This is a genomic window from Domibacillus iocasae (genome assembly GCF_001750285.1).
Taxonomy (GTDB): domain Bacteria; phylum Bacillota; class Bacilli; order Bacillales; family Domibacillaceae; genus Domibacillus; species Domibacillus iocasae.
In genome coordinates this window covers 255,756-280,912 of record NZ_MAMP01000012.1, presented here as the reverse complement: position 1 = coordinate 280,912, position 25,157 = coordinate 255,756, and the positions used below count along the sequence as shown (strand labels likewise).

Genomic DNA, 25,157 nt, shown 5'->3' with positions numbered 1-25,157 from the left:
GCTCCCCGTCCTTTTGTTGATGAGGGGGCCTTTTTGTATATAAAAATACGTTGATCGGAAAAAGTAAAGTGGATACGCGCGTCAAAGAGAGCCGGGATGGTGGAAACCGGTACGAAGCATCTGCTTGAATGGGTTCGTGAGTGGCCGCTTGAACGTGAAGTAGAGCGCCCGGCATCTGGCCGTTATCCGGATTTAAGGGGAAGCATATGCTTCAACGAGAGGTGGCACCGCGGGAAACCGTCCTCCATAGATGATGATCATCTATGGAGTTTTTTTATGCACTGAAAGGGGAACTGACAATGATTTTACAACAAAACGCAACATATAAATTAAAAGAAATAGAAGGCGATATGATTACGCCGATCTCCATTTACCACTTGCTCACCGGGTCGAAAAAAATGCTGTTTGAATCCTCGGCCAAACATGAAGAAAGTGGACGTTATTCGTTTATTGCGATCGATCCGATTGCTGAATTTACGGCGGATGCAAGCGGCTATACGCTGACGAAAAAGAATGGAGCGAAAGAAACCGGCTCAAGTAAATTCATGGACAAATTAAAAGAAATTATGCCTGCATCTGAACAGCAGGATTACCCATTCCCGTTTTTCGGCGGGGCAGCCGGCTACATCGGCTATGATACCGTCTTTTTTGAAGAAAAAATCGGTGAGCCGCTCACAGACGAACTTGGCATGCCGGATGTTCACATGATGTTTTACGATACGTTCGTTGTATACGATCATTTAACACAGCGCGTCACCATTGCGGCTATTGACTTGTTTGGCGGACGAACTGAAGTGGAGATGGAAGCAGCGATTCAAAAAGTATACGACGACATTCATGCGGAGCAAAAACCATATGCCGTAAATGAAACGAATGTGCTGGCTTTCAGCTCAAAACTAGAGCGGAACACCTTTTGCCAAATGGTCGAAAAAGCGAAGGAACATATCGTTCGCGGTGATATATTCCAAGTGGTTTTATCGCAGCGTCTTTCATCTCCATTTGAAGGCGACCCGTTCACGCTTTACCGCCGCCTGCGGACGTCAAATCCATCGCCTTATATGTTCTACATTGATTTCGACGGCTACACGGTACTTGGCACGTCACCAGAAAGTCTTGTGAAGGTGAGCGAACGGACGGTAACAACAAACCCGATCGCCGGAACGCGCCCACGCGGCAAGTCGCCGGAAGAAGACACAACGTTATCTGAAGAGCTGCTGGCGGATGAAAAAGAAATTGCTGAGCACCGGATGCTTGTCGACCTTGGCCGCAATGATGTAGGCAAAATTTCTGAAATCGGCTCCGTCACGCTTGATAAATATATGAAAATTGAAAAATACAAGCACGTGATGCATATCGTATCAGAAGTGTCAGGCCAATTAAAAGAAGATTACCACCCGCTTGATGCACTCACAGCCTGCCTGCCAGCGGGAACTGTATCGGGTGCTCCAAAAATTCGGGCCATGCAGATTATTAATGACCTGGAGCCGGTGAAACGCGGCGTGTACTCCGGTGCGGTCGGGTACTTATCGTCAACCGGCAGTATGGACTTTGCGCTCGCCATCCGCACAATGGTCATAAAAGACGGCAAAGCGCACGTCCAAGCGGGCGCCGGCATTGTATACGACTCCGTGCCGGAAACAGAATATGAAGAAACAATGCATAAAGCAAAAGCATTGCTGGAGGTGCAAAAATGATTTTATTAATTGATAACTATGACTCTTTCACATATAACCTGTACCAGCAAATCAGTGGACTCGGCAAAAACGTCCGTGTCGTTCGAAATGACGAAATTACAATTGATGAAATTGAAGCATTAGAGCCGGAAGCGATTGTTATTTCGCCGGGACCAGGTACACCGGAAGAAGCAGGAGTTTCCATCGAAGTGGTGCATGCGTTTTACCACCGTATTCCGATCTTAGGCATATGCCTTGGCCACCAGGCGATTGCAGCCGCGTTTGGCACAGAGATTATTCAGGCGAAAACAATTAAACATGGCAAACTGTCGATGGTGCGCCATGAAGGAAAAGGGTTGTTTTCAGCTGTACAGGGGCCGGTGCCCGTGATGCGCTACCATTCGCTTGTCGCAGACCGTAACACACTCAGCCCGAAGCTCGAAGTGATTGCAGAGTCAACAGATGATAATGAGATTATGGCTCTTCGCCATAAAGAATATCCAGTGTTTGGCCTGCAATTTCACCCAGAATCGATCGGCACACAAATTGGTGATGAACTGATCGCAGAATTTTTCCGCTCATATCGAAAAGAAAAAAATATGAAAAAATATTTGCTGAAATTGTCTGAAGGCCAGTCGCTTTCATTTGATGAAATGACGGATGCTGTTGAGGAAATTTTGCAGGAAGACGTGTCTGACAGTGAAATTGCTGCATTTTTAATGGCGTTGAAAGCAAAAGGAGAAACAGTCGATGAAATTGCGGCACTTGTTCATGTGCTGCGTCAAAATGCGGTCTCCACCCGGACCGAATGGAAAAATGTGATGGACAACTGCGGTACAGGGGGAGACGGCTCGCAAAGTTTTAATATTTCAACGACTTCCGCGTTTGTTTTAGCCGGCGCCGGTGTTAAGGTAGCGAAACACGGCAATCGGAGTGTTTCAAGTAAAACCGGCAGCGCCGATGTTCTTGAGCATTTGGGGGTGTCGCTCGACTTTGTTGGGGGGGAAACCGACAAGCTGCTGGATGAAAACGGTATTACATTCCTATTTGCACCGCACGTTCATCCGAAAATGAAACGGATCATGAAAGTGCGCCGCGATTTGAAAATCCCGACAATCTTCAATCTGATTGGACCGCTGACAAATCCCGTTCAGCTTGAGACGCAGCTGCTCGGTATTTACCGCCGCGATATGCTTGAAATGATGGCTGATGTCTTAAATCGGCTTGGCCGCAAGCGCGCAGTCGTGCTGAACGGAGCCGGCTACATGGATGAAGCGTCACTTGCCGGTGAAAACCATCTTGTCGTGCTGGAGAACGGCCAAATTGAAAAAATGATCATTACGCCTGAATCTGTGGGACTGCCTGAATACTCACTTGATGATATTAAAGGCGGCGAAGCAATTGAAAACGCCGAAATTTTAAAGCGGATTTTAGAAGGAGAAGAACACGGTGCCTGCCGTGACACCGTCCTTCTGAATGCAGGGATTGGCCTGTTCGCGAATGGAAAAGCAAAAACGGTGAAAGAAGGCGTTGAAATGGCGCGGGAAAGCATCGATTCAGGAGCGGCGCTGTTAAAGCTGAACTACCTTGTTGACTATTCCAAATCACGAAAGAAAGAGGCGGTGCTCGGATGACGACGATTTTAGATAACATTATTGAGAAGAAAAAAGAAGAAGTGTCCATGCTGAAAACGTCCGGTTTATCATACACGGCAGACCGGAAGCCAGTATCGTTCTACGACCGGGTTGCGGCATCGAAAACGATGGCGCTTATTGCAGAAGTAAAGCGGGCATCTCCATCTAAAGGGGACATTAACCTTGGCGTGAATCCAGTCGAGCAGGCATCGATCTATGCGGAAAATGGAGCGGATGCTGTGTCTGTTTTAACGGATACGCCGTTTTTTAAAGGAACGATGGATGACTTAAAAGCAGTGAAATCAAACATCGACATTCCAGTTTTAAATAAAGATTTTATTATTGATCCGGTTCAAATTGACCGGGCATATGCCTGTGGCGGTGACATTATTTTACTCATCGCAGCGGCACTGAATGATGACAATATAAAGCGTCTGTATATTCATGCGAAAGAAAAAGGTTTGGACGTGCTTGTAGAAGTGCATGATGAGGCGGAAATGGAACGTGCGCTGAAGCTTGAAGCTAACATTATTGGCATTAACAACCGCAATTTAAAAACATTTGAGATTGATCTTGCTGTAACAGAACGGCTGCTTCGTTCATACGGCAGAGAAAACGCCTTTTTCGTTTCAGAAAGCGGCATTCAGTCGACGGATGACGCGATCCGTATGAGAGAAGCGGGGGCACGAGCATTGCTCGTCGGCGAAACATTAATGAGAGCAGGTAACGTTGCAGACGCGGTCCGTTCCCTGAAAGTGGACTTATAAATGAAGGTAAAAATTTGCGGAATTATGTCCTTTGAAGCGGCAAGCTGGGCACGGGAAGCCGGGGCAGATATGATCGGATTCGTATTCGCCCGAAGCAGCCGGAAAATTCCTGCTGAATTTGCCCGCCAGCTCGCGGAAGCTGTAGGGCCGGATGTGAAAAAAGTCGGCGTATTTGTCAATGAAACAGAAGAGGCGATTCGGTCAATTGCGGCGGAAGTCGGACTTGACTACATTCAGCTGCACGGTGATGAGTCAGCTGAATTTTCTCAAAAAATGCCAGTACCGGTTATTAAAGCTTTTTCTGTGAAAGACGGATTAACCTTTAAAGAGATGTTCGCATTTCCGGCAGATTACATCTTAATAGACAGCCCGCCTGCACAATACCGGGGGGGCAGCGGCCGGGCGTTTGACTGGTCTATTCTTGATGATCCGGATGTAGATAAAAGCCGCTTAATTTTGGCAGGAGGTCTGCATCCTGATAATATAAAAGAAGCCGTCCAATCAGTCGGACCGTTTGCGGTGGATATTTCAAGCGGAGTCGAAACAGATGGGCGAAAGGATGAAGTGAAAATTTTTCAATTTGTACAGCGTGCGAAAGGGGCAAATAAAGCATGAACAACGTATATAATCAGCCAGACGAAAAAGGGCATTATGGCCAATACGGCGGGCGCTACGTACCAGAATCATTGATGCGTGCGGTGAAAGAATTAGAAGAGTCATATCAATCTGCTATGAAGGACGAAGCGTTTTTATCGGAGCTGAATCACTATTTAACCGATTATGTCGGCCGAGAAAACCCACTCTATTTTGCGGAAAATTTAACAGCGGCAGCAGGAGGCGCAAAAATCTATTTAAAACGGGAAGATTTGAATCACACAGGTGCTCATAAAATTAACAATACCATTGGTCAGGCTCTTCTGGCGGTCCGGATGGGCAAGAAAAAAGTGGTCGCGGAAACAGGCGCCGGACAGCACGGTGTGGCGACGGCGACAGTTTGTGCACTTCTCAATTTAGACTGCGTCATTTTCATGGGGGAAGAAGACATTCGCCGCCAGGAATTAAATGTGTTTCGGATGGAGCTTTTAGGCGCCCGTGTTGAAAGTGTCTCTCAAGGAAGCGGCACGTTAAAAGATGCGGTTAACGAAGCGCTCCGATACTGGGTAACGAACGTAGAAGATACACATTACATTATGGGCTCAGTGCTCGGTCCGCATCCGTTCCCGCAAATCGTCCGCGATTTCCAGGCGGTAATCGGCCAGGAAACGAAAAACCAGCTGTTGCAAAAGGAAGGCCGTCTTCCTGACGCGGTTATTGCCTGCATCGGCGGGGGCAGCAACGCAATGGGCATGTTTTATCCGTTTATTGAAGATGAATCGGTTAAAATGTACGGGGTTGAAGCATCGGGAAGTGGTGTTGATACAGATAAGCACGCGGCATCGATGACGATGGGCAGCGTCGGTGTCCTTCATGGCAGTAAAATGTATTTGCTGCAGGATGAAGCCGGACAAATCCAGGAAGCACACTCGATTTCAGCAGGCCTTGATTATCCAGGTGTCGGGCCGGAACACAGCTTTTTAAAAGATTCCGGACGCGTCATTTATGAGCATATTACCGATGAAGAAGCGCTTGAAGGCTTTAAAGCATTGACGAAAACAGAAGGCATCATTCCGGCACTTGAAAGCTCTCACGCGATTGCATACGCGCTGAAGCTTGCGCCAAAGATGAAAAAAGACGAAATTATTGCCATCTGCTTATCAGGCCGTGGCGACAAAGACGTCGCGCAAGTTAAAGAGCGGTTTGAAAGAGAGGGCAAAAAGGCATGACAAAGTTCAAAATGGCAGAAGCCTTTCAAAAAGTAGAGAGAGAAGGTAAAAAAGCTTTTACTGCTTACATTATGGCAGGCGATGGCGGTCTTCACAGATTGAAAGAAACGATTTTACTTTTAGAAAAATCGGGTGTAACGGTCATTGAAATGGGCATTCCGTTTTCCGATCCAGTCGCGGACGGTCCGGTGATCCAGGAAGCCGGCAAGCGGGCGTTAAAAGAAAAAGTAACCTTGACACAAATTTTAGAAGAACTCGCTTCTTTTAAAGATGAAATCAGTGTGCCGATTGTCATTATGACATATGCGAATCCCGTTTTTAAAGTGGGGGCCGATCACTTTGCGGATTTATGCGAAAAAGCCGGTGTGTCCGGGGTCATTATTCCGGATGTGCCGATGGAGGAAGAAGAGGAATTTAAAGAGCCTCTCGCAAAGCGCGATATTGCTATGATCCGCTTTGTCACGCTGACAAGCTCGGACGAGCGGATCGCCGAAACGGTGAAAGACGCAGAAGGATTTGTTTATGCGGTAACGGTCAACGGTATTACCGGTGCCCGTGCCGGGTTCGCCGGCGACCTGAGCGCGCATTTGTCCCGTATTGCCGAACAAAGTCCGGTACCCGTCTTGGCCGGATTCGGGGTTTCATCAAAAGAGCAGGCGGAAACACTCGGCGCGGCATGCGGCGGTGTGATTGTCGGCAGTAAAATCGTCCAGCTGCTGCATGAAGGCAAAGGAAGCGAAATTAAGCAGCTCATCCCATAAGAGGGTGGGCATGATGTGAGTTGAATGGACACAAATGATGCTAAATGCTAGGTGGATAGAAGTGCGATCTGCTGTACATAAATCGTTTTAAGCGGTCATAACAGCTGCCTGTTGAACACATCTATAAAACATGTTACACAAAGAACTCCCCTGATCCGCTTCAAAGCGAATTAGGGGAGTTCTGCTTATTTCGCGATGACTTTCAGCCAGCACCTTTCATCCCGCCACTCCACTTCAACAGAAAGGCTGAACGCATCTGATAATATTTCGTTTGTTAGTACCGTTTTTTTCTTTCCGGAAGCGAGCATTTTCCCCTCTTTCAACACAGCCACATGCGTGACCGCCGGAAAAATTTCTTCGATATGATGGGTGACATATAAAAGAGACGTACTGCTCTTTGCGGCCTGCACTTCAAGCGACGCCAATAATTCTTCCCGCGCCCGTACATCCAAGCCAGAACACGGTTCATCTAAAATCATCGCATTCGGTTCAGCCATAAACGCACGCGCAATTAACACGCGCCGCTGCTCTCCCTGTGACATAAACCGGTACGGCTTGTCCGCTAAATATGACAGGCGAAATGAAGCGAGCAGGTCATCTGCTTTTTTCCAATCGTCCGCTTCTGTCTGCTCATAAATGCCGATTGAATTAAAACGGCCGCTCACCACAATTTCCCGTGCCGTTTCCATATTGAGTGTTTCTAAAAAACGATTTAGCGTATTCCCAACAAAGCCGAGCCGTTTCTTCACATATTCCCAATTGTAGCGTCCATATTCGTGTTCGAATACGTAAATTGTGCCGCTTGTCGGGAATTCGTAACCCCCCATCATATTCAGCATGGTCGATTTGCCTGAGCCGTTTAATCCGAGAATGGCCCAATGCTCTCCAGCATTCACAGCCCAGTTTACATCCTCTAAAATGACGTTCTTTTCCCGAACAAACCGCACGTTTTTATATGAAATTAACTCATTCATGCCTCATCACTCCCTTCCTCATTTTAACAGAAAAAAATATAGAAAATAGTTTTATAGGTATAAGAGAGGAGAATACAGAGCAAAGGAAATTGTCATTGTCGGAGGAACAATAAATGCTGCTGCATCAGCCGTCTTGATAAGAGTGCTCTTTTAAACAGGGCGAACATGTTTATTAAGAAAACTATGGACTGCCTTATTATATCCGTGATGCCATTAAAACAAGAAATGCTTTTTTAAAATTTGGAGAAAGTCAGGTATGACAAAAAACAAATTAGTGTATGTAATCACGTCAAGTAATTCCGTATTTAGAAAAAGCAGAAGAATCAAATTGCAACCAATTTGTTTGAGACACTAATCTCAAAAAGGTATTTCAAAAACAATTCAAAATGCCTTTTCGGCATGAATCAGATGCCGGAAATAGAACCGTTTCAGCATAATGTTTCACTAATGAGAAGGGGTGGTTCTATAACGCTTTTTTATCGTTTTTAGTCAAAACAAACCGCATAACGGCGCTGATTGGAGCGTTTTCAATAAAACTTAAAATTTATTAAACAATTTTGCAAAAAAGCATTGGTTTTTCCAAAGAACAGTAGTAAGATTGTACTTGAAAAAGGCAACATCCAAATGACTGGAACTTTAAAGTCGACAGCTGCCTTTTTTGTTTAAATCGCATTCAGAGTGGTAAAGCTGTTCTGAAAGCGTTTTTAGATTTATTTGTACATATTTTGTTAACAGCGAACGTATACACGAAAATCAAATGGGCAATAGGTGGAGGTTTTTCAGAATGAACATGCAAAGTGGCCAAGGGAACCCATGGAAAAACTTTTCGGGACCGAACCTTGGGTATGTAATGGAAGTGTACGAACAATACTTGACCGACCCGGATGCAGTCGATCAGGAACTGCGTCAGTTATTTGATCAGTGGGGACCCCCTGAATCCTTAACAGGAAATGCATCACAGCATACGGCTTCAGCAGGCGACCTTGATAAGCTGTTTCGTGCAGTTAAGCTTGCAGACAGCATTCGCATTTACGGTCATTTGGCAGCGGACATCGACCCGCTCGATGACAGCAAAAAAGACACGCGCCGGATTGATCTTGAAACGTACGAATTGACGGAAGCGGATCTGCGCCAAATTCCGGTGGAGTATATTTGCCCTGGTGCGCCAACGCACGTACAAAACGGTTATGACGCGATCATGCATTTGAAAAAAGTGTACACGGACAAAGTAGCATTCGAATTTGCGCAAGTACATGACCTCGAAGAAAAACAATGGCTTCGCCAGCAAATTGAATCAACGGATTATTACCCGACGTTTTCAGACAGCGACAAGAAAAAACTGCTGAAACGCCTCACGCAGGTAGAAGGATTCGAAAAGTTCATTCACAAAACATTTGTTGGCCAAAAGCGTTTCTCTATTGAAGGATTGGATGCGATGGTGCCGCTTTTAGATGAGCTTGTGCATCATTCAGCGGTAAAAGGTTCGCAAACGATTAACATTGGGATGGCTCACCGTGGACGTTTAAATGTGCTTGCTCACATTCTCGGCAAGCCATATGAAATGATTTTTGCGGAATTTGCGCATGCACCAAACAAAAAAATGCTTCCGCTAGGTTCTATGAAAATGAACTACTACGGCTGGACAGGAGATGTGAAATACCACCTTGGCGCAGACCGCAGCTATAAAGAGGAAGATACACAGACAGCGCGCATTACCCTTGCGAACAACCCGAGTCACCTCGAGGTTGTCAGCCCGATTGTCGCTGGTTATACGCGTGCAGCGCAGGAAAACCGGACGAAAAAAGGTAAGCCGGAACTTGATGTGTCCAAAGCAATGTCAATCATTATTCATGGTGATGCTGCTTTCCCTGGCCAGGGCATTGTTGGGGAAACGTTCAATATGAGCCAGATTAACGGCTATAAAACAGGTGGTTCGATTCATATTATTGCCAATAACATGATCGGCTTTACAACAGAAACCTATGATTCGCGTTCAACTCGCTATGCGTCGGATGTGGCTAAAGGATTTGAAGTGCCGATCGTTCACGTGAATGCTGATGATCCAGAAGCATGTGTAGCGGCTGCTTTTATGGCAGTTAACTACCGGACACGTTTCGGGAAGGACTTTGTTATTGATTTAATCGGCTATCGTCGCTTTGGCCATAATGAAATGGATGAGCCGATGACGACCAATCCGAACATGTACAACATTATTCACAAGCATAAAACCGTTCGTGAATTGTATGCAGAAAAATTGGCGGACCGTGGCGTCATTGAAGCGGGCTTTGCTAATGAAGTATACAAAGAAAACGAACAAAAATTAAAAGAACTTTTTGAAACGGTTCCAAAAAAAGACGACAATCCTGACATTATCATGAATCCGCCGGAAGTGGTGGAACAAGATCTTCCATGCAATAAAACAGGTGTAAGCGAAGAGGATCTAAAAGTGATCAATCATGAGCTTCTTCAATGGCCGGAAGGTTTCCAGCCGTTTAAAAAGCTGGAGCGCATTTTAAGACGCCGTGAACAGCTGTTTGAAGAAGACGGTCAAATTGATTGGGGACATGCTGAAACACTTGCCTTTGCTTCTATCTTAAAAGAAGGCACGCCAATCAGACTAACCGGTCAAGATTCACAACGTGGAACATTTGCCCATCGAAACATCGTTTTGCACGATGAAAATGATGGGAGAGAATATAACCCTTTACACGGTTTGAGCAATGTGTCGGCTTCATTTGATGTTATTAACTCGCCGCTGACCGAAACGGCTGTGGTCGGCTTTGAATATGGCTATAATGTCTTCTCGCCGGAAACACTCGTTTTATGGGAAGCGCAGTTCGGTGATTTCGCTAACATGGCACAAGTGATGTTTGACCAGTTTGTCTCATCTGGCCGGGCGAAATGGGGTCAAAAATCAGGTCTTGTGCTGCTGTTGCCGCATGGATACGAAGGTCAAGGTCCAGAGCATTCAAGTGGGCGCATGGAGCGTTTCCTCCAATCAGCAGCAGAAAACAACTGGACGGTCGCAAACTTGTCATCAACGTCGCAATATTTCCACATTTTGCGCCGGCAAGCGTCAATTTTGAAAAAAGAAGAAGTTCGTCCGCTTGTGATCATGACACCAAAAAGCCTGCTTCGTCATCCACTGGCAGCGTCTAAAGCATCTGAGTTCTCAGATGGCAACTTTAACATTATTGTGGAAGAGCCAAGAACGGGCAGCAACCCGAAGCAAGTAGAACGTCTTGTTCTTTGCAGTGGCAAAGTGTCCATTGATCTGGCAGAGCAAATTGATAAATCGGAAGACAACCTTGACTGGCTGCACGTACTTCGGATTGAAGAGTTGTATCCATTTCCGAAAGAAGAAATTACCGCCGTTCTTGAAAGATTCCCAAATGTGAAAGAAATTATTTGGCTTCAAGAAGAACCGCAAAACATGGGGGCATGGACGTATATGGATCCGAGATTGCGTGACACCGCTCCTGAAGGCGCAACAGTTCGTTACGTCGGCCGCCGTCGCCGTTCAAGTCCTTCTGAAGGCGATGCGATTGTACACAAAAAAGAACAGGCGCGTATTTTACGGATGGTTTTAACAAAGGAACAGTAATAAAAACCGGCACTGCCTAAAAAAGTAGTGCTGGCCTGTACATATTGAAAATGACAATGGAAAACAACGAGGAGGATTTTACAGTGGCTGAAATTAGAGTTCCTGAACTGGCAGAATCAATTACAGAAGGCACAATTGCACAATGGCTGAAACAGCCGGGTGACTACGTTGAAAAAGGCGAATATATCGTTGAACTTGAGACGGATAAAGTAAACGTGGAAGTGATTTCAGAAGAAGCAGGAACGATTACGGAATTGCAAGCGGCAGAAGGCGACACGGTTGAAGTCGGCCAGGTCATTGCAGTTGTTGCAGCAGGTGGTTCACCATCCGCACCTGCAGCGAAAGAAGAAGCGCCAGCCCAGCAGACAGCGCCAAAAGCAGAAGAAAAAGAAGTGCAGCCTGAACCGGCACAGCCGCAAGAAGAAGCAGGAAGCCGTACAGTCGCTTCACCTGCAGCCCGCAAACATGCCCGTGAAAAAGGCATCGACTTAAGCGCAGTGAAAACAGCAGATCCACTTGGACGCGTTCGTGTGCAGGATGTTGACGCACATCAAAATACACCGGCTACATCACAAAAAGCACCACAGCAAGCGGTACCACAAAAGGCAGCTTCTGCACCTAAAGCGCAGGACAATAGCAAGCCGGTTGAGCGTGAGCGCATGAGCCGCCGACGTCAGACGATTGCAAAGCGTCTTGTTGAAGTTCAGCAGACTGCCGCGATGCTGACAACGTTTAATGAAATTGATATGACAAATATTATGGATCTTCGCAAACGGAAAAAAGACAAGTTCTTTGACGATCATGATGTACGTCTCGGCTTTATGTCGTTTTTCACAAAAGCGGTCGTGGCCGGATTGAAAAAATATCCATACGTGAACGCGGAAATTGATGGTGATGAAGTCGTACTGAAAAAGTTTTACGATATTGGTGTGGCAGTATCAACAGATGACGGTTTAGTTGTGCCGGTCGTTCGCGATTGTGACCGCAAAAACTTCTCTGAAATCGAAGGTTCTATTATGGAAATGGCGTTGAAAGCTCGTGATAACAAATTAGCGCTTGCAGACTTGCAGGGCGGCTCGTTTACAATTACGAATGGCGGGGTGTTCGGATCACTTTTGTCAACGCCTATTTTGAACGGTTCGCAAGTCGGCATTCTCGGCATGCATACCATTCAAAAACGTCCAGTTGCCATTGGTGACAACGTAGAAATTCGGCCGATGATGTATGTGGCTCTTTCATATGACCACCGGATTATTGACGGGAAAGAAGCGGTTAGTTTCTTGAAAATGGTTAAAGAATTAATTGAAAATCCAGAAGATCTTCTTCTTGAAGGATAACAAAAAAATCCCGCAGCAGGCGCTGCGGGATTTTTTTGTTACTCTTTTTCAAGTTTTGGGGAGAGTCCCCGTTTGTGTACTTCTGTTTTCAATGTTTCGATTTCAGACTTATTCTTGTCATGTTTCAATGCATCCCTGTAAGCCGCCACCAGCATCTCGTCACTCATAATTTTCATCTTATGACCTCCTTTGATTTGGTGTTCAAATAAAGAGGAATTCTCTTTATTTTCTGCTAATTATACTATCTATCTTATAAAAGGCAAATGATAATAGAAAAACAAATAAAAATGTTATAATATTCCCAGAACATATGATTATCTTTTAAAATATTTACATATAATCATGTAAAAGGAGGCATTATGTTGTATATTTATAAGAGCAGTGAAATAAAGAAAGTGGATCAAAAAGCTGAAAAAAATGGCATGTCTTCTTTTACTTTAATGGAAATGGCTGGCGCCGGTTTATTCAGAAAAATTGCTGCCTCGTATAATGTAAACGATCATTCTTTTTTGGTTGTATCGGGAAAAGGAAATAATGGCGGAGATGGCATTGTGCTGGCCCGCTATTTAAAACAAGCTGGAGCGAAATGCTGCCTTTACTTTCCTCTCGGGCTGCCGAAAACAGGACCGTCGAACAGCCACCTGCGCTATTATGAGACACTCGGTTATTCATATAAAACGGCTCAACCTGATGTTTCAGCGACTGTTATCATTGATGCCCTGTTAGGTGTTGGAACGAGACTGCCATTATTATCCGCAGCCGTTAAACAATGTACAGATTGGATCAATGCGCAAAAAACACATCGCATTTCGATCGATTTGCCAACCGGTGTGGCATCGGATAGCGGGGATTGCGATGAGTAGGTCGTTCAAGCAGACAAAACATACATATTACATGGATATAAACCGTCACGTTTTTTGTATCCAGCCGCTGCTTGTTACGGAGAATCACATATTGTGAATATCGGGCTCCCGCATACATCCAATTGGACCGTATATGAGCCCTCACAAAAATCGGATTCTTTTCATTACAACGGACACAATGCCCATAAAGGCACGTTTGGCCACGGACTTCTGATTGCGGGAACAGGTATGATGCCTGGCAGTGCTGCACTTGCTGCGCTCGGAGCGGTATCGTGTGGTGCCGGGAAAATAACGATTCAAACTGAAAAAGAAGCGGTTCCGGTAATCGCCTCACATGTTCCGGAAGCAATGTATAATTTTAGCGCAGGGGTTGACGTTGATCATGCATTTCAGGCCATTGCCGCCGGGTGTGGACGGGCTGAAGATGATGAAATGAAATCGATCGTTCAGCTCCTGCTGCAACAAAATCGGCCGGTCATTTTAGATGCTGGTGCGCTTCATTCGAGAAGCTGGCAAGGAGCCGGCTGTCCGGTCATTTTAACGCCGCATCCAGGTGAATTTGCCCGTATGACAGGGAAATCGATTGGGCATATTCAACAAAACCGGCTGCAGGAAGCGTCTACCTATGCGGTCGAACATCAGGTTACGGTTGTGTTAAAAGGTGAATATACCGTTATTGCGTTTGCGGATGGAAGCGGCTATATAAATGTAACGGGCAACGAAGGGTTGTCAAAAGGCGGAAGCGGTGATACACTAACGGGTATCATTTTAGCATTGATTATGCACAATTCTCATCTGAAAACAGCTGTCGCGGACGCTGTTTATTTGCACGGGAAATGTGCAGACATATGGAACCAGATGTACCCGGCTCAAGCGATGCGCCCATTTGGCATTCATGGCTTGATCCCGGATGCAATAAACAAGGTAGTGAAGGAGACAAGACAATGATTTACTTAAACTGGAACGAAACGAAAACACTCAAACAGATCACATGTGTTCATACAAATGCAGAAAAATATATGGTGGAAAATGTCCTGACCAAAGGGCAAGTGTATGATGTGAAAAATGAAACAGATGAATTTTATTTTGTCGTCGATAACAAAGGCCGTGTGTCAGGTTTTTATAAGGATTATTTTCAAGAAAAAAATGGATAAATAAGTTTGTGGCTACAGGGGGGCGAAAATAGTGTTTGATGAAAGAATGGCGTTGAAAATCAGGCTTGACCAGCTAGCAGATGCAGAAATTCGCGTGATGCAGGAATTTAAGAAAGAACGGGAAACGATTTTCGCCCGGCTACAGGAATTAGACGGGGCAACAACAGAAGAAGAGCAGCATTTCGAGGTAGCCGCCATTACAACTGTCGGAGCACCTCCAAAAGTACGGAGAGGACGTCGGAGTGAAGGGTTAACAGAGCTTCGTGATACAACGATCCGCATTTTAAAAGAACAAAACACACCCATTCGCGGTGTTGAATTGCAGCGATATGTGGAGCAGCAGTCTGGGAAAAAAATTGCGAATATGACAACGTTTATGAATGGTCTTGAGCGTGACAATTCGCATGTTCGCAAGCTTGGACGTGGTCTTTACATTTATGAATATGACATGTAAGCAGAAAAGCGGGTAAATCAGCCCGCTTTTTTTGCGTTGTATACCTTTACAGGTGTATGATGAAATGTGCAAAAGTGATTGGAAAGGAAGATTTTTTTGAACATTACAGCACTGCCAGAACAAATTCATTCCATTGTAGAAAAACGAAAAGCGCAATTTTCACAATATGATGGTGTGAAAGCAACTGCATATATTGCCCAAAATAAAGATTTAGTGACAGACACGGTCATTTCGCTCGCGCTCGGCAAAAACATTTTGTTGAAAGGTCCGACTGGCTCTGGAAAAACAAAATTGTCTGAATCGCTCGCTGCCTACTTTGGCCAGCCGGTTCACAGCATCAACTGCTCTGTTGACCTCGATGCAGAAGCGATGCTCGGCTTTAAAACGATTGTCGAAACGGATGGAAAAACACATATTGACTTCGTTGAAGGGCCGGTCATTCAAGCAATGAAGAACGGCCACTTATTATATATTGATGAAATTAATATGGCAAAACCGGAAACGCTGCCGATTTTAAATGGCGTACTGGACTATCGCCGCCAAATTACCAACCCCTTTACGGGAGAAGTCGTTCAAGCTCAGCCGACATTTAGCGTGATCGCTGCTGTCAATGAAGGGTATGCGGGCACCGCTCCCATGAATGAAGCACTCAAGAATCGGTTTATTATTTTTGACATTCCGTACATTTCAGGGGATGTCTTGTTTGAAGTATTGAAGCAGCAGTCTATTTTACAAGATGGAACGCTGCTCCGCCAATTTGTTTCATTATCACGCGACTTAACAACCCTTGTAGAAAGCGGCCGTCTGCCGGAAGAAGCCTCATCCATCCGCGCCCTTGTTGATGCATGTGATCTGGCGCTGTATATCCCGCCGCTGCGTGCGATTGAAAGTGCCATTGCCGGCAAGCTTGATGATGAGCGCGAAAAAGCCGCTGTATTAAACACGGCGGAAACGTGGTTCGCGTAACGTGGAACGGTTCATTCAGTTTAATGATGAAACGGTCAACTCTGCTTTTTGGATGGAACTGTCTGATCTCGCGGCCGCATTGTCTCAGAAAACTGATTTAAAAGTGGAATTTGGACCGCTTGCTTACTTTCAAGAAGAACCGGCGGTTTTATATGTCAGTCATTTTTGGCATCACCGCTCGCGTCAGGAAGAAGTAGCCGGAATGAAAACAGATATTTATTTGCGCGTGCTTGGAACAGCTCGGTGGACAGATGAGGAAGCGATCCAATCGTTTATGCAACGCTATAAGGATGGATTTTCCAGGCAACTGCTTGCCGTAGCAGAAGATATCCGGCTTGAGCCGCTTTGTGTTCAATTGCGTCCTGGAACGAAAAAAGCGTTTCGCATTCGCAGGCAGGTGATGAGGCGCTATCATGAAGGGCAGCTATTGGTTAACCGCTCCAAAGGATTTTTTACCGATGCAGTTTACAATGCTCTATTTGTCCTTTGGCAGGCAGATGCTCCTTTTGATTGGCCCGACATTCATCCTGGTATTGACGGGGCAGTTCCATTTATCGACCGAACGGCGAGAGCGTTATTTGATGCGCGTACAACAAAAGATGTCGTGAAAATTGTAACGGATATAGCAGACGTGCTCGAAGAATTAGACGTGCGGGAAATGGTGAATACGTATAGTCATTTGCCGGATTACCGGCAGGTGCCGATCGAAGAAGAAGCCGCAGTGGATCCCGGCAGACGACAAGATCCGCTTGCAAACGATGATGAGCAGGAAGAAGACGAACATGAACAATTTGATGAGCAGTTTTCTACCTGGCATCGTGAATCCGAAGAAACGCGCGGCACATTCATGCAGTTTGATCTTGATCAAGGGGCCAAAACGCCAATGATAGGGAATACTGCCCGTGAAGGAGACGAAGGCGATGCAGCGCTTGCTTCGGTGCAGGGAAAATCAAAAAAATCATCACGTGAGCAGTACAGCCGTTTGCTGGCTGAACGGCGGGATGCGGAATCAAAAGCAGACGAAACTCGTTATGGGCAAGAAAATATTGGTGCGAAAGTCATTCAGGAAAAGCCTCATCGCCCAACTGATGATGAGCAGGAACAGTATCGTCTGTTAAAAGATGAAACAGCACCGGTTGTCCATACATTAAAACGCATGATTGAAAAATCCATTGAAAAGAAAAAAACAAGTCCGCGGACGGATTTATTAACCGGCCGTCTCGGACGAAAGCTGACACGGTACTTTACGGATGACAATCCGCGCCTTTTTTACAAAAAGCAGGAGCCGTCTCGTGAAATTAACGCAGCTTTTTACTTATTAATTGATAGTTCTGCGTCTATGTATGATAAAATGGACGACGTGAAAAAAAGTGCGGTACTGTTTCATGAAACACTTGCTTCGCTTCGCGTGCCACATGAGATTACTGGCTTTTGGGAAGATACGTCATCTCTTTCCAAAGACATAAAGCCAAATCATTTTTTAACGGCTGTGCCATTTCATACATCACATCAGAAGGAAGCAGGATACGCGATTATGCAGCTTCGGCCGGAGGAAGACAATCGCGACGGATTTGCGCTTCGCCTGGCGATTGAAAAAATGGAGCGCCGCAGTGAAGAGCGAAAATTCCTGATCGTCTTTTCTGATGGAGAGCCATCCGCCGCCGATTATGATAAAAACGGTGTACTCGACACCCATGAAGCGGTAATGGCAGCGCGCAAAAAAGGCATGACAGTGTTTAACCTGTTTATTGGAGATGAAGCGCTTGATGAAGCACGCCAGCAGACGATGAAAACCATTTACGGGCATGGCTCTATTATGGCGCCGGATGTATCTGAACTCCCGCACGTTTTGACGCCAATCTTAAAAAAATTACTGTTTGACAGCATTTAGAAAGGACGTTTCACCTTGAAAAAAACCGATATTGTTCTCATCGGGCTAATGTTATTTGCTCTTTTTTTTGGCGCCGGAAATTTGATTTTCCCGCCCTATCTTGGCATGGAGGCGGGGAAAGATTTTCTGCCCGCTATTACCGGATTTGTTATAACTGGTGTCAGCCTCCCGTTTTTGGCTGTGCTTGCCATTGCATTATCTAAAGACGGGATTACGTCGATTGGCAGCCGGGTACATCCCTTGTTCGGCCTCGGATTTGCCTTGCTTATTTATTTGGCCATCGGGCCCTTTTTCGGCATTCCGCGCGGCGCGAGTGTGGCTTATGAAATGGGTGTTGCGCCGTTTTTTAACGGTACTTCGGCAATTCACTTATTTTTGTTTACGGCTCTCTTTTTTGCCATTGTATACGTACTGAGCTTGAATCCATCAAAGCTTGTGGATACGGTCGGTCAGTTTTTAACCCCGGTGCTGCTATTGGCGATTGCTGCACTTTGTATCGTCGCATTTTTTCAGTTTGATGCACCGGCAGGAGAGCCAGCGGTCAAATATGCAGATGCGTCGTTTACAGCGGGCTTTATTGAAGGGTATTTAACGATGGATACGATTGCGGCACTTGCATTCGGCATTGTCGTTATCACATCGCTGCGCAACAAAGGCATTACAAATCAGGCCCAAATTGTGCGCTATACTGCCACGGCCGGACTAATCGCAGCAGCAGGGCTTGCCATCGTGTATGTGGCTATCGGCTGGATTGGTGTTCATATGCCAGGCGCCGATCAATTTGAAAATGGGGCCTCTATTTTAACTGCTGCGTCCGCCGCCCTATTTGGCTCATTCGGTAATATGCTGCTCGGCGTCATCGTGGCGCTGGCTTGCTTAACGACTTGTATTGGGCTGACATCGGCTTGTGCGCAGTTCTTTGAAGAAAAATGGCCGAAACTTTCCTATAAAAAGTATGTACTCCTATTTACTCTGATTAGCTTGCTCATTGCCAATCTGGGTTTAACAATGATTATTTCGTTTTCGGTGCCAGTATTGGTGATGCTGTATCCTTTTGCGATTGTGCTCATTATGTTGTCTTTGCTGCAGCCGCTTATTGGGCAGTCCCGTCCCATGTACATCGGGGCGGTGCTGCTGACGACTGTATACAGCTTGCATGGCGGCGCTGTGGCACTAGGGCTGGAAACAGAAGCATTTGCCCATTGGATTGGCTGGGTGCCGTTTTTTGAAAGTGGTCTTGGCTGGATTGTCCCGGCTGCGGCAGGAGCTTTGATTGGAAGATTGATAAAAGCAACATAAAAAACGGGCTGTTCCATTTCGGAACAGCCCGTTTTTTATGTTTATTGTTTTAAGCGCAAAAGCCGTTGTTTTAAATCGTCTTCCATCACAATCAATTCTTCTTCGGCTGCTTTTCGTTTGACTCGGCCATCCTGCTGGATGCGGATCGTTTCTTCGAGCGTTGTAATTAAGTTTTCCTGCGTTTTCTTTAACGTATCAATATCCACAAGCCCACGCTCGTTTTCTCGGGCAGTTTCAATGGAGTTGACCTTCAGCATTTCTGAATTTTTTAATAGGAGGTCATTGGTCGTTTTTGACACTTCTTTTTGAGCCTTCACCGCTTTTTGCTGGCGTACAAGCGTTAAAGCAATCGCAATTTGATTTTTCCAAAGCGGGACTGCTGTTAAAATCGATGACTGGATTTTTTCAGCAAGCGCCTGGTTTGTATTTTGAATTAAGCGGATTTGCGGAGCGCTTTGAATGGTAATCTGGCGGCTTAGTTTTAAATCATGCAGCCGTTTTTCAAGTCGGTCGGCGAATGCGATCATATCGTTGACATCCTGGAAATCCATTTGATCACCGGTCCGCTCCGCTTTTTGGCGCAGCTCAGGAATGGTCTTCGTTTCAATTTCTTCAAGCTTTAATTCACCGGCCGCAATGTAAATATTCAGTGCCAGGAAATATTCTTTGTTTTTTTCATATAATTGTTCAAGCATCCGGATATCTTCGACAAGGCCACGTTTTGAATGTTCAAGCTTTACACCAATCCGGTCAATTTGTGCGCCGACTTTCTGGTAACGTGTCATGACTTCCTGAACGGAATCGGATACTTTGCCAAACATGCGCGAAAACATATTTCGCTTTTCATCGCGTAATTCATCCGGGTCCACATTTTTTAAATTTTTCATTAAATCATTTAAAATATCACCAATTGGTCCAATGTCCTTGCGCTGGACATGATCAAGCATATGATGAGAGAAATCAGACAGCTTGGTCTGCGCGGCCGTTCCGAATGAAAAAACCGCCTGCTGGTTGCCGGCGTCGATTTGAGCAGCTATTTGCTCTGCTTTTTGCCGGTGTTCAGCTGGAAGCGCGTCGACAAGCCGCTTCGACTGGGCGGACGGTGTCGCAGCCGCACTTGGTGCGGAAGGCATGTCCCCAAATGGATTGGAAAGCAAATCATCTAATAAATCATCATTTTTTGCGCCCGTAACGGGTGCCTGTTGGGGCTGTAATTCGTTGTTCATCTTGTTTTTCTCCTTCCTGGGCAGGTTCAATGAGTTGTTTTTTACGGTTCGTGTGCTGCTTGGCAACATCAAGTTCAATCGTTAAATGCTCAATATCACGGGCGAGCACCTGCCGCAAGTCGGCTTCAAGTGTCTGCGAGAGATCGCCGAGTGTTTCGGTCGTTTCCAGCAGTGATTTTTTCATGTTTGGATCTTTTACTTTTTTGCTTGAGAGAAGAGCCGATTTTTCAGCAAGTTCCACGACTGAGTCAAGGTGCGAGTAGAAAAAAGGTTCAATCTCATAAAAGCGCTTAGGCTCTTTTTTTACAACAGAGTAAATCCGCTTCACAAGGCTGTTCAGCTCAATCATCTGCTTTAGTGAGCGCAGGCTTCGCACTTTTAAAAACAAATTCTGCAACCGGGACAGCTTCATTTTCGCTTCTTTCAGCTGATCCAGTATATAGTAATATTCTTTTCGATTTAACCCGTGTTTTTTCTGGATCCGTCTGTTGCTGAAATTAGTGTACAGCATGAATGTCCCTGCAAAAACAGCTGCAAACACCCCATACGCCAAAAATCCGTCAAACAGTGTGACTGCCAGAAGTGCTACTCCGAATGAAACAGCAAGGCGGCGAAACCAGTAGAAAGAATATCGCATTGTTCATCCACTCCATTTTATCATTTCGCTCTGCATTTTGAGCGTATTATATTCTTTTATACGGACAAGCAGGCAAAAAAGTTTCATATTTTACAGTGTTTACGTTTTTTCTGTTAAAAAACCCCTTTTTAAAAAAAGGGGAATAAATCACTTCACCGTTTCTTCGACAGGCGGGTGATTCTGATAATATTTGCGACCGATCCACGATTGAAAAATTAAAATGAGTCCGCTGACACTCCAGTAGATTGGCAAAGCAGCCGGTGCATTAAAGGAGAAAATCAAAATCATCAATGGCGACAGCAGGCCGACAAATTTCATTTGCTGCTGCTGTTCCAGCGGCATCGTCTGCATCGACAGCTTAAATTGAACGTAGTACATAATGCCGGCAATGATGGCCATCGCGATATCAGGCTGACCAAGCTGGAACCATAAAAATTCGTGCGTTTTTATATCTTCTGAAATAGTAATGGCATAATAAAGCCCCATCCAGACCGGCATTTGCAGAAGCATCGGCAGACAGCCCATCGCCATTGGGTTAATGCCGTTTTCTTTGTAAAGACTCATCATTTCCATTTGAATCTTCCGCTGCTCTTCCGGATTTTTCGCCGCTTTTAACCGGACTTGAATATCCGTCATCTGCGGCTTGACAACGTCCATTTTCTGACGCATGACAGCCTGCTTTTTCATGGAATTAAGCATAAGGGGCATTAGAATAAGACGGACAGCAATCGTAATCACAATGATCGCAAGACCATAGCTGCCAAGCATTTCCCCAAGCCAGTGAATGAGTTCAACAAATGGATTCACCAAATAATCATGAAAAAAATGACCTTCTGTTTCGGCGCTCTGACAGCCAGAAAGCAAGACTGTGGATAATAAAGTGAGCGCCAGTAATAATTGTTTTTTCAACATTCGTTCCTCCTGCGCCTGCTAGCAGGCTAGTTCCTTTAGACACAAAAAGTATACTCCTTTTTTTCTTTGAAAACAACGAATGCACGAGAGGATTATTGTTAACTTAAACAAAAAATAAGTTGACAAAAGAATTGATTACCCTTTAATCTGGAAAAAAGGAGAGATGACCTATGTCAACATGGACTCAATTAGCCGGGCAGGTTTTAAATGGATACAAACTATCTGAAGCGGAAGCCATCCAGATACTAGAATGCCCGGAGGACGATTTGCTAAAGCTGCTCGATGGCGCTTTTCAAATCCGCCGCCATTATTACGGAAAAAAAGTGAAGCTTAATATGATCATCAACACAAAATCAGGGCTATGCCCTGAAGATTGCGGCTATTGCTCACAATCATCAAAATCAAGCGCCCCAATCGAAAAATATCGGATGATGGACCGGGAACAAATCGTGGCGGGTGCGGAAAAAGCACATTCACTTGGTGCCAATACATATTGTATCGTCGCAAGCGGAAGAGGTCCGTCTAAAAAAGAAATTGAAACAGTCACAGGGGCCGTAAAAGAAATTAAAGAAAAATACCAAATGCGCATTTGTGCGTGTCTTGGCATCTTAAAGCCGGAACAAGCAGCGCAGCTGAAGGAAGCCGGGGTGGACCGGTATAACCATAATATTAATACGTCAAAAGAGCACCATAGTGAAATTACAACAACACATACATACGATGACCGGACTGAAACGGTCGGGCGCGTCAAAGAAAGCGGCATGTCGCCGTGTTCAGGTGTCATCATCGGAATGGGCGAAACAAATGGAGATATTGTCAATATGGCCTTCAGCCTGCGTGAACTGGATGCTGATTCGATCCCGGTTAATTTTTTACATGCGATTCCTGGTACAAAACTTGAGCACGCAAAACCGCTTACACCTTCTTTTTGCTTAAAAGTACTTGCTTTGTTCCGTTATATTAACCCATCAAAAGAAATCCGTATTTCCGGCGGACGGGAAGTGAATTTGCGTTCGGTACAGCCGCTCGGTTTATATGCCGCCAATTCGATTTTTCTCGGAAACTATTTAACAACAGCCGGCCAGGAAACGACCGCTGATCATAAAATGATTGAAGACATGGGATTTATCGTGGAACATGCACACGAACAGGAACCTGTCTGTTAACAAAAACGGCCTCTTTTCAAGGGGTCCTTTTTTGTTGATTGTATGATAAAATCATCAAAAGAAAGGGTGAGACAATGAAAGAGAAAGTGGAATTGTACCGGTATGTTTACAAAATTGAAGAAAAAGAGGTAAATACTTTTAAACAAGCTGTTTTTGCAAGCGATTCCATCCGGGAGATCCCGCCAACCTTTGCGACAGTTATGGACTTTCAGGGAGGTATGTCATTTTATAAATTAACTGAACTGCTTCATTATGACCCCGCCTGTGTACTGCATGGCAGCCAATCGTACGAATATATAAAACCAGTTTACCCTGGGGATCAAATTGAAGCCATTATTTACATAACCGGAAAAACAACGAAAAAAAACATGACGTTCGCAAAGCTTGAAACAACCTACATAAAAGAAAACGAAACAACTATTATTTCCCGTTCTGTTCTGATCGAGCAGAAAGGAGACCGCCATGTTTAATCTGATTCAATGGACGATCAAACAAGAAGATATAGAGTCCTATGCACACGCATCGGGAGATCATAATCCGATTCATACCGATGCCGAATATGCTATAAAAGCCGGGCTGCCGGGCTGTATTGCACACGGCATGCTTGTTATGGCGCTCGGCAGCCGGGCGATCGATGAATGGTGTGCCGAGCCGCTCACGTCTTATGACGCCCGATTCCAGGCGATGACATACCCTGATGAGCCTCTTGCTATAAAAGGCAGCTGGATAAATGAAGAAGCGGGAAAAGGCAGTGTAATCATTGAAAATGAAGCCGGTGAAGTGAAGATGAAAGGCATCTTTACGGTTAAACGGTAAGCACAATGAAAAAATCGATTCTTTTCTTTATTCAAATTGCCTGCTTAACTGCTCTTTACCAGCTGTCGGTTTGGACGGTGTCTACCCTGAACATTCCCATCCCGGCAAGTGTATTTGGCATGATCATTTTACTTTTGCTGCTGTTAACAGGGATCATACCGGACCGCTTTATTGGGTCAGGCGCGGCTTTTTTAAACAAGCATTTAGCGTTCTTTTTTATTCCAATCGCAGTGGGCTTGATGGCGTATGGAGACTTAATCCGGTCAGACGGGCTGGCTCTTTTCCTGATGATTGCAGGTAGTTCAATCATTGGGCTTTTGATAACGGCCGGACTGTCAACGATCTTATCATCTAAAAGGAGGTCAAAACAGTGACGATCCTTTATATTTTGTTGACCGTTACGGTTTACTTGGGAGCCAGAGTTATTTCAATGCGGTGTCCATCTCCTTTTACAACACCTGTTTTTACGGCAACGGCGGTTGTGATTGCCATTCTTCTTGCCCTTAATGTTTCCTATGAAGCTTATACACCCGCAAAAGACATTATGACATTTTTGCTTGGTCCCGCAACGGTCGCGCTTGCGGTGCCGCTTTACCACAATCGGCAGGTTCTCTTTGAAAGGCTTGTGCCAGCTGTGGTAGGTCTTGTGATCGGTACGATGTCCACAATTGCGTCTGCTGTATGGCTGTCAGCCGCATTCGGTTTATCTGAAACGATTCAAGCAACCGCGGCGGTAAAAGCTGTGACAACGCCCGTTGCAATTGAAGCAGCGATCATTATTGGCGGCGACCCGGCGCTTGCTGCAGCGTTTGTGATGGTAGCGGGCATATTTGGTGCTGTATTTGGCCCGTTTTTGCTGAATATCTTTCGTATAAAAGATCCGTTCTCTCGGGGACTTGGCATCGGAACGGTATCGCACGGGATCGGCACAAGCCAGGCGGTACTAGAGGGTCCGCTGCAAGGGGCAGTCTCAAGTGCCGCCATGGGATTTGCATCGATTATTACATCGTTTGTCCTGCCCTGGTTTTTCCCGCTGTTATAATAAGATTATAAAAAGAGATGGCTTATAATAGGCCGTCTCTTTTTATATGAATAAAACAGTGATAACGCTTTAAATACGGACAAAAAGTTGTGACAACTTTTCTGTAGACTTTATGAAAAGAGAGCGTATAATAAAAGTATAAATAAATTGTGAAATAT

25 protein-coding genes and 2 other annotated features (1 of these 27 only partly in view) are annotated in these 25,157 nt (G+C 45.3%); of the genes, 20 read left to right on the top strand and 5 right to left on the bottom strand.

Annotation, left to right across the window (positions count from 1 at the left end; genetic code table 11):
* Window positions 1–16 (top strand) — a binding site (T-box leader); it begins 218 nt to the left of the window's first position.
* A 25-nt stretch (window positions 17–41) separates the two neighbouring features.
* Window positions 42–248: a binding site (T-box leader), on the top strand.
* A 51-nt stretch (window positions 249–299) separates the two neighbouring features.
* Genes trpE through trpA form a run of 6 tightly spaced genes read left to right on the top strand, consistent with a single transcriptional unit; the run spans window position 300 to window position 6,658 of the window.
* A complete protein-coding gene (gene trpE, locus BA724_RS05875; protein WP_245676156.1) occupies window positions 300–1,694 on the top strand; it encodes an anthranilate synthase component I in 1,395 nt (464 codons plus the stop codon).
* Entirely contained in the window at window positions 1,691–3,307 is a 1,617-nt protein-coding gene (locus tag BA724_RS17900) for a bifunctional anthranilate synthase component II/anthranilate phosphoribosyltransferase (RefSeq protein ID WP_083256095.1), read from the top strand. The genes trpE and BA724_RS17900 overlap by 4 nt, the downstream gene beginning before the upstream one ends.
* The gene (gene trpC / locus BA724_RS05865; RefSeq protein ID WP_069937723.1) at window positions 3,304–4,074 is read left to right on the top strand and encodes an indole-3-glycerol phosphate synthase TrpC; all 771 of its coding nucleotides are present in this window, start codon (window positions 3,304–3,306) and stop codon (window positions 4,072–4,074) included. The genes BA724_RS17900 and trpC overlap by 4 nt, the downstream gene beginning before the upstream one ends.
* The gene (locus BA724_RS05860) at window positions 4,075–4,689 is read left to right on the top strand and encodes a phosphoribosylanthranilate isomerase (protein ID WP_069937722.1); all 615 of its coding nucleotides are present in this window, start codon (window positions 4,075–4,077) and stop codon (window positions 4,687–4,689) included. It begins immediately after the preceding gene.
* Complete coding sequence (gene trpB / locus BA724_RS05855; protein WP_069937721.1) at window positions 4,686–5,897, top strand: tryptophan synthase subunit beta; 1,212 nt, start codon at window positions 4,686–4,688, stop codon at window positions 5,895–5,897. The genes BA724_RS05860 and trpB overlap by 4 nt, the downstream gene beginning before the upstream one ends.
* On the top strand, window positions 5,894–6,658 hold the full coding sequence (gene trpA, locus BA724_RS05850; protein ID WP_069937720.1) for a tryptophan synthase subunit alpha: 765 nt from the start codon (window positions 5,894–5,896) through the stop codon (window positions 6,656–6,658). Before trpB ends, trpA begins: the two co-directional genes overlap by 4 nt.
* A 185-nt stretch (window positions 6,659–6,843) precedes the next feature.
* On the opposite strand, the gene BA724_RS05845 is transcribed toward trpA, so the two are convergent.
* A complete protein-coding gene (locus tag BA724_RS05845) occupies window positions 6,844–7,632 on the bottom strand; it encodes an ABC transporter ATP-binding protein (RefSeq protein WP_069937719.1) in 789 nt (262 codons plus the stop codon).
* Window positions 7,633–8,416: 784 nt separating this feature from the next.
* Here BA724_RS05845 and BA724_RS05840 point away from each other — a divergent pair.
* Window positions 8,417–11,236, top strand: a complete 2,820-nt coding sequence (locus BA724_RS05840) for a 2-oxoglutarate dehydrogenase E1 component (protein ID WP_069937718.1) — start codon at window positions 8,417–8,419, stop codon at window positions 11,234–11,236.
* A gap of 83 nt (window positions 11,237–11,319) precedes the next feature.
* Entirely contained in the window at window positions 11,320–12,573 is a 1,254-nt protein-coding gene (odhB, locus tag BA724_RS05835) for a 2-oxoglutarate dehydrogenase complex dihydrolipoyllysine-residue succinyltransferase (protein WP_069937717.1), read from the top strand.
* Between the two features lie 38 nt (window positions 12,574–12,611).
* On the opposite strand, the gene sda is transcribed toward odhB, so the two are convergent.
* The gene (sda, locus tag BA724_RS05830; protein WP_069937716.1) at window positions 12,612–12,749 is read right to left on the bottom strand and encodes a sporulation histidine kinase inhibitor Sda; all 138 of its coding nucleotides are present in this window, start codon (window positions 12,747–12,749) and stop codon (window positions 12,612–12,614) included.
* Between the two features lie 186 nt (window positions 12,750–12,935).
* Between sda and BA724_RS05825 the strand changes: the two genes are divergently transcribed.
* The 7 genes from BA724_RS05825 (at window position 12,936) to brnQ (ending at window position 19,200) form a co-directional block, all read left to right on the top strand.
* Window positions 12,936–13,436, top strand: coding sequence for an NAD(P)H-hydrate epimerase (locus BA724_RS05825; protein ID WP_069937715.1), 501 nt, complete (start codon window positions 12,936–12,938; stop codon window positions 13,434–13,436).
* A gap of 93 nt (window positions 13,437–13,529) precedes the next feature.
* Window positions 13,530–14,384, top strand: coding sequence for an NAD(P)H-hydrate dehydratase (locus tag BA724_RS05820; protein ID WP_069937714.1), 855 nt, complete (start codon window positions 13,530–13,532; stop codon window positions 14,382–14,384).
* Complete coding sequence (locus BA724_RS05815) at window positions 14,381–14,590, top strand: DUF6501 family protein (RefSeq protein ID WP_069937713.1); 210 nt, start codon at window positions 14,381–14,383, stop codon at window positions 14,588–14,590. Before BA724_RS05820 ends, BA724_RS05815 begins: the two co-directional genes overlap by 4 nt.
* 31 nt (window positions 14,591–14,621) lie before the next feature.
* Window positions 14,622–15,044: a Rok-like winged helix domain-containing protein gene (locus tag BA724_RS05810; RefSeq protein WP_069937712.1), complete on the top strand. Its 423-nt coding sequence runs from the start codon at window positions 14,622–14,624 to the stop codon at window positions 15,042–15,044.
* 96 nt (window positions 15,045–15,140) lie between these two features.
* A complete protein-coding gene (locus BA724_RS05805) occupies window positions 15,141–16,010 on the top strand; it encodes an ATP-binding protein (RefSeq protein ID WP_069937711.1) in 870 nt (289 codons plus the stop codon).
* Window position 16,011: 1 nt separating this feature from the next.
* Window positions 16,012–17,901, top strand: coding sequence for a cobaltochelatase CobT-related protein (locus BA724_RS05800; RefSeq protein ID WP_083256092.1), 1,890 nt, complete (start codon window positions 16,012–16,014; stop codon window positions 17,899–17,901).
* Between the two features lie 15 nt (window positions 17,902–17,916).
* The gene (gene brnQ, locus BA724_RS05795) at window positions 17,917–19,200 is read left to right on the top strand and encodes a branched-chain amino acid transport system II carrier protein (RefSeq protein ID WP_069937710.1); all 1,284 of its coding nucleotides are present in this window, start codon (window positions 17,917–17,919) and stop codon (window positions 19,198–19,200) included.
* Between the two features lie 41 nt (window positions 19,201–19,241).
* Here brnQ and BA724_RS05790 read toward each other — a convergent pair whose 3' ends face one another.
* The 3 genes from BA724_RS05790 to yidC form a co-directional block, all read right to left on the bottom strand.
* Complete coding sequence (locus BA724_RS05790) at window positions 19,242–20,426, bottom strand: toxic anion resistance protein (protein ID WP_069937709.1); 1,185 nt, start codon at window positions 20,424–20,426, stop codon at window positions 19,242–19,244.
* Entirely contained in the window at window positions 20,374–21,063 is a 690-nt protein-coding gene (locus tag BA724_RS05785) for a 5-bromo-4-chloroindolyl phosphate hydrolysis family protein (RefSeq protein WP_069937708.1), read from the bottom strand. The genes BA724_RS05790 and BA724_RS05785 overlap by 53 nt, the downstream gene beginning before the upstream one ends.
* Before the next feature lie 147 nt (window positions 21,064–21,210).
* Complete coding sequence (gene yidC / locus BA724_RS05780) at window positions 21,211–21,975, bottom strand: membrane protein insertase YidC (RefSeq protein ID WP_069937707.1); 765 nt, start codon at window positions 21,973–21,975, stop codon at window positions 21,211–21,213.
* Between the two features lie 170 nt (window positions 21,976–22,145).
* Between yidC and bioB the strand changes: the two genes are divergently transcribed.
* The 5 genes from bioB to BA724_RS05755 all read left to right on the top strand — a co-directional run bounded on the left by bioB (window position 22,146) and on the right by BA724_RS05755 (window position 24,999).
* Window positions 22,146–23,141 carry a biotin synthase BioB gene (gene bioB / locus BA724_RS05775; RefSeq protein WP_069937706.1) on the top strand — a complete coding sequence of 332 codons (996 nt, stop codon included), beginning with the start codon at window positions 22,146–22,148 and terminating at the stop codon, window positions 23,139–23,141.
* Window positions 23,142–23,215: 74 nt separating this feature from the next.
* A complete protein-coding gene (locus tag BA724_RS05770) occupies window positions 23,216–23,611 on the top strand; it encodes an FAS1-like dehydratase domain-containing protein (RefSeq protein ID WP_069937705.1) in 396 nt (131 codons plus the stop codon).
* The gene (locus tag BA724_RS05765) at window positions 23,604–23,957 is read left to right on the top strand and encodes a MaoC family dehydratase (RefSeq protein WP_069937704.1); all 354 of its coding nucleotides are present in this window, start codon (window positions 23,604–23,606) and stop codon (window positions 23,955–23,957) included. Before BA724_RS05770 ends, BA724_RS05765 begins: the two co-directional genes overlap by 8 nt.
* 5 nt (window positions 23,958–23,962) lie before the next feature.
* A complete protein-coding gene (locus BA724_RS05760) occupies window positions 23,963–24,331 on the top strand; it encodes a CidA/LrgA family protein (RefSeq protein WP_069937703.1) in 369 nt (122 codons plus the stop codon).
* Complete coding sequence (locus BA724_RS05755; protein WP_069937702.1) at window positions 24,328–24,999, top strand: LrgB family protein; 672 nt, start codon at window positions 24,328–24,330, stop codon at window positions 24,997–24,999. The genes BA724_RS05760 and BA724_RS05755 overlap by 4 nt, the downstream gene beginning before the upstream one ends.
* Window positions 25,000–25,157: the final 158 nt, after the last annotated feature.

Bases quoted from the DNA above. Each gene is read 5' to 3' on its own strand.
- trpE (WP_245676156.1), top strand. From the start codon at position 300: ATGATTTTACAACAAAACGCAACATATAAATTAAAAGAAATAGAAGGC.
- BA724_RS17900 (WP_083256095.1), top strand. From the start codon at position 1,691: ATGATTTTATTAATTGATAACTATGACTCTTTCACATATAACCTGTAC.
- trpC (WP_069937723.1), top strand. From the start codon at position 3,304: ATGACGACGATTTTAGATAACATTATTGAGAAGAAAAAAGAAGAAGTG.
- BA724_RS05860 (WP_069937722.1), top strand. From the start codon at position 4,075: ATGAAGGTAAAAATTTGCGGAATTATGTCCTTTGAAGCGGCAAGCTGG.
- trpB (WP_069937721.1), top strand. From the start codon at position 4,686: ATGAACAACGTATATAATCAGCCAGACGAAAAAGGGCATTATGGCCAA.
- trpA (WP_069937720.1), top strand. From the start codon at position 5,894: ATGACAAAGTTCAAAATGGCAGAAGCCTTTCAAAAAGTAGAGAGAGAA.
- BA724_RS05845 (WP_069937719.1), bottom strand. From the start codon at position 7,632: ATGAATGAGTTAATTTCATATAAAAACGTGCGGTTTGTTCGGGAAAAG.
- BA724_RS05840 (WP_069937718.1), top strand. From the start codon at position 8,417: ATGAACATGCAAAGTGGCCAAGGGAACCCATGGAAAAACTTTTCGGGA.
- sda (WP_069937716.1), bottom strand. From the start codon at position 12,749: ATGAAAATTATGAGTGACGAGATGCTGGTGGCGGCTTACAGGGATGCA.
- BA724_RS05815 (WP_069937713.1), top strand. From the start codon at position 14,381: ATGATTTACTTAAACTGGAACGAAACGAAAACACTCAAACAGATCACA.
- BA724_RS05790 (WP_069937709.1), bottom strand. From the start codon at position 20,426: ATGAACAACGAATTACAGCCCCAACAGGCACCCGTTACGGGCGCAAAA.
- BA724_RS05785 (WP_069937708.1), bottom strand. From the start codon at position 21,063: ATGCGATATTCTTTCTACTGGTTTCGCCGCCTTGCTGTTTCATTCGGA.
- yidC (WP_069937707.1), bottom strand. From the start codon at position 21,975: ATGTTGAAAAAACAATTATTACTGGCGCTCACTTTATTATCCACAGTC.
- bioB (WP_069937706.1), top strand. From the start codon at position 22,146: ATGTCAACATGGACTCAATTAGCCGGGCAGGTTTTAAATGGATACAAA.
- BA724_RS05770 (WP_069937705.1), top strand. From the start codon at position 23,216: ATGAAAGAGAAAGTGGAATTGTACCGGTATGTTTACAAAATTGAAGAA.
- BA724_RS05765 (WP_069937704.1), top strand. From the start codon at position 23,604: ATGTTTAATCTGATTCAATGGACGATCAAACAAGAAGATATAGAGTCC.
- BA724_RS05760 (WP_069937703.1), top strand. From the start codon at position 23,963: ATGAAAAAATCGATTCTTTTCTTTATTCAAATTGCCTGCTTAACTGCT.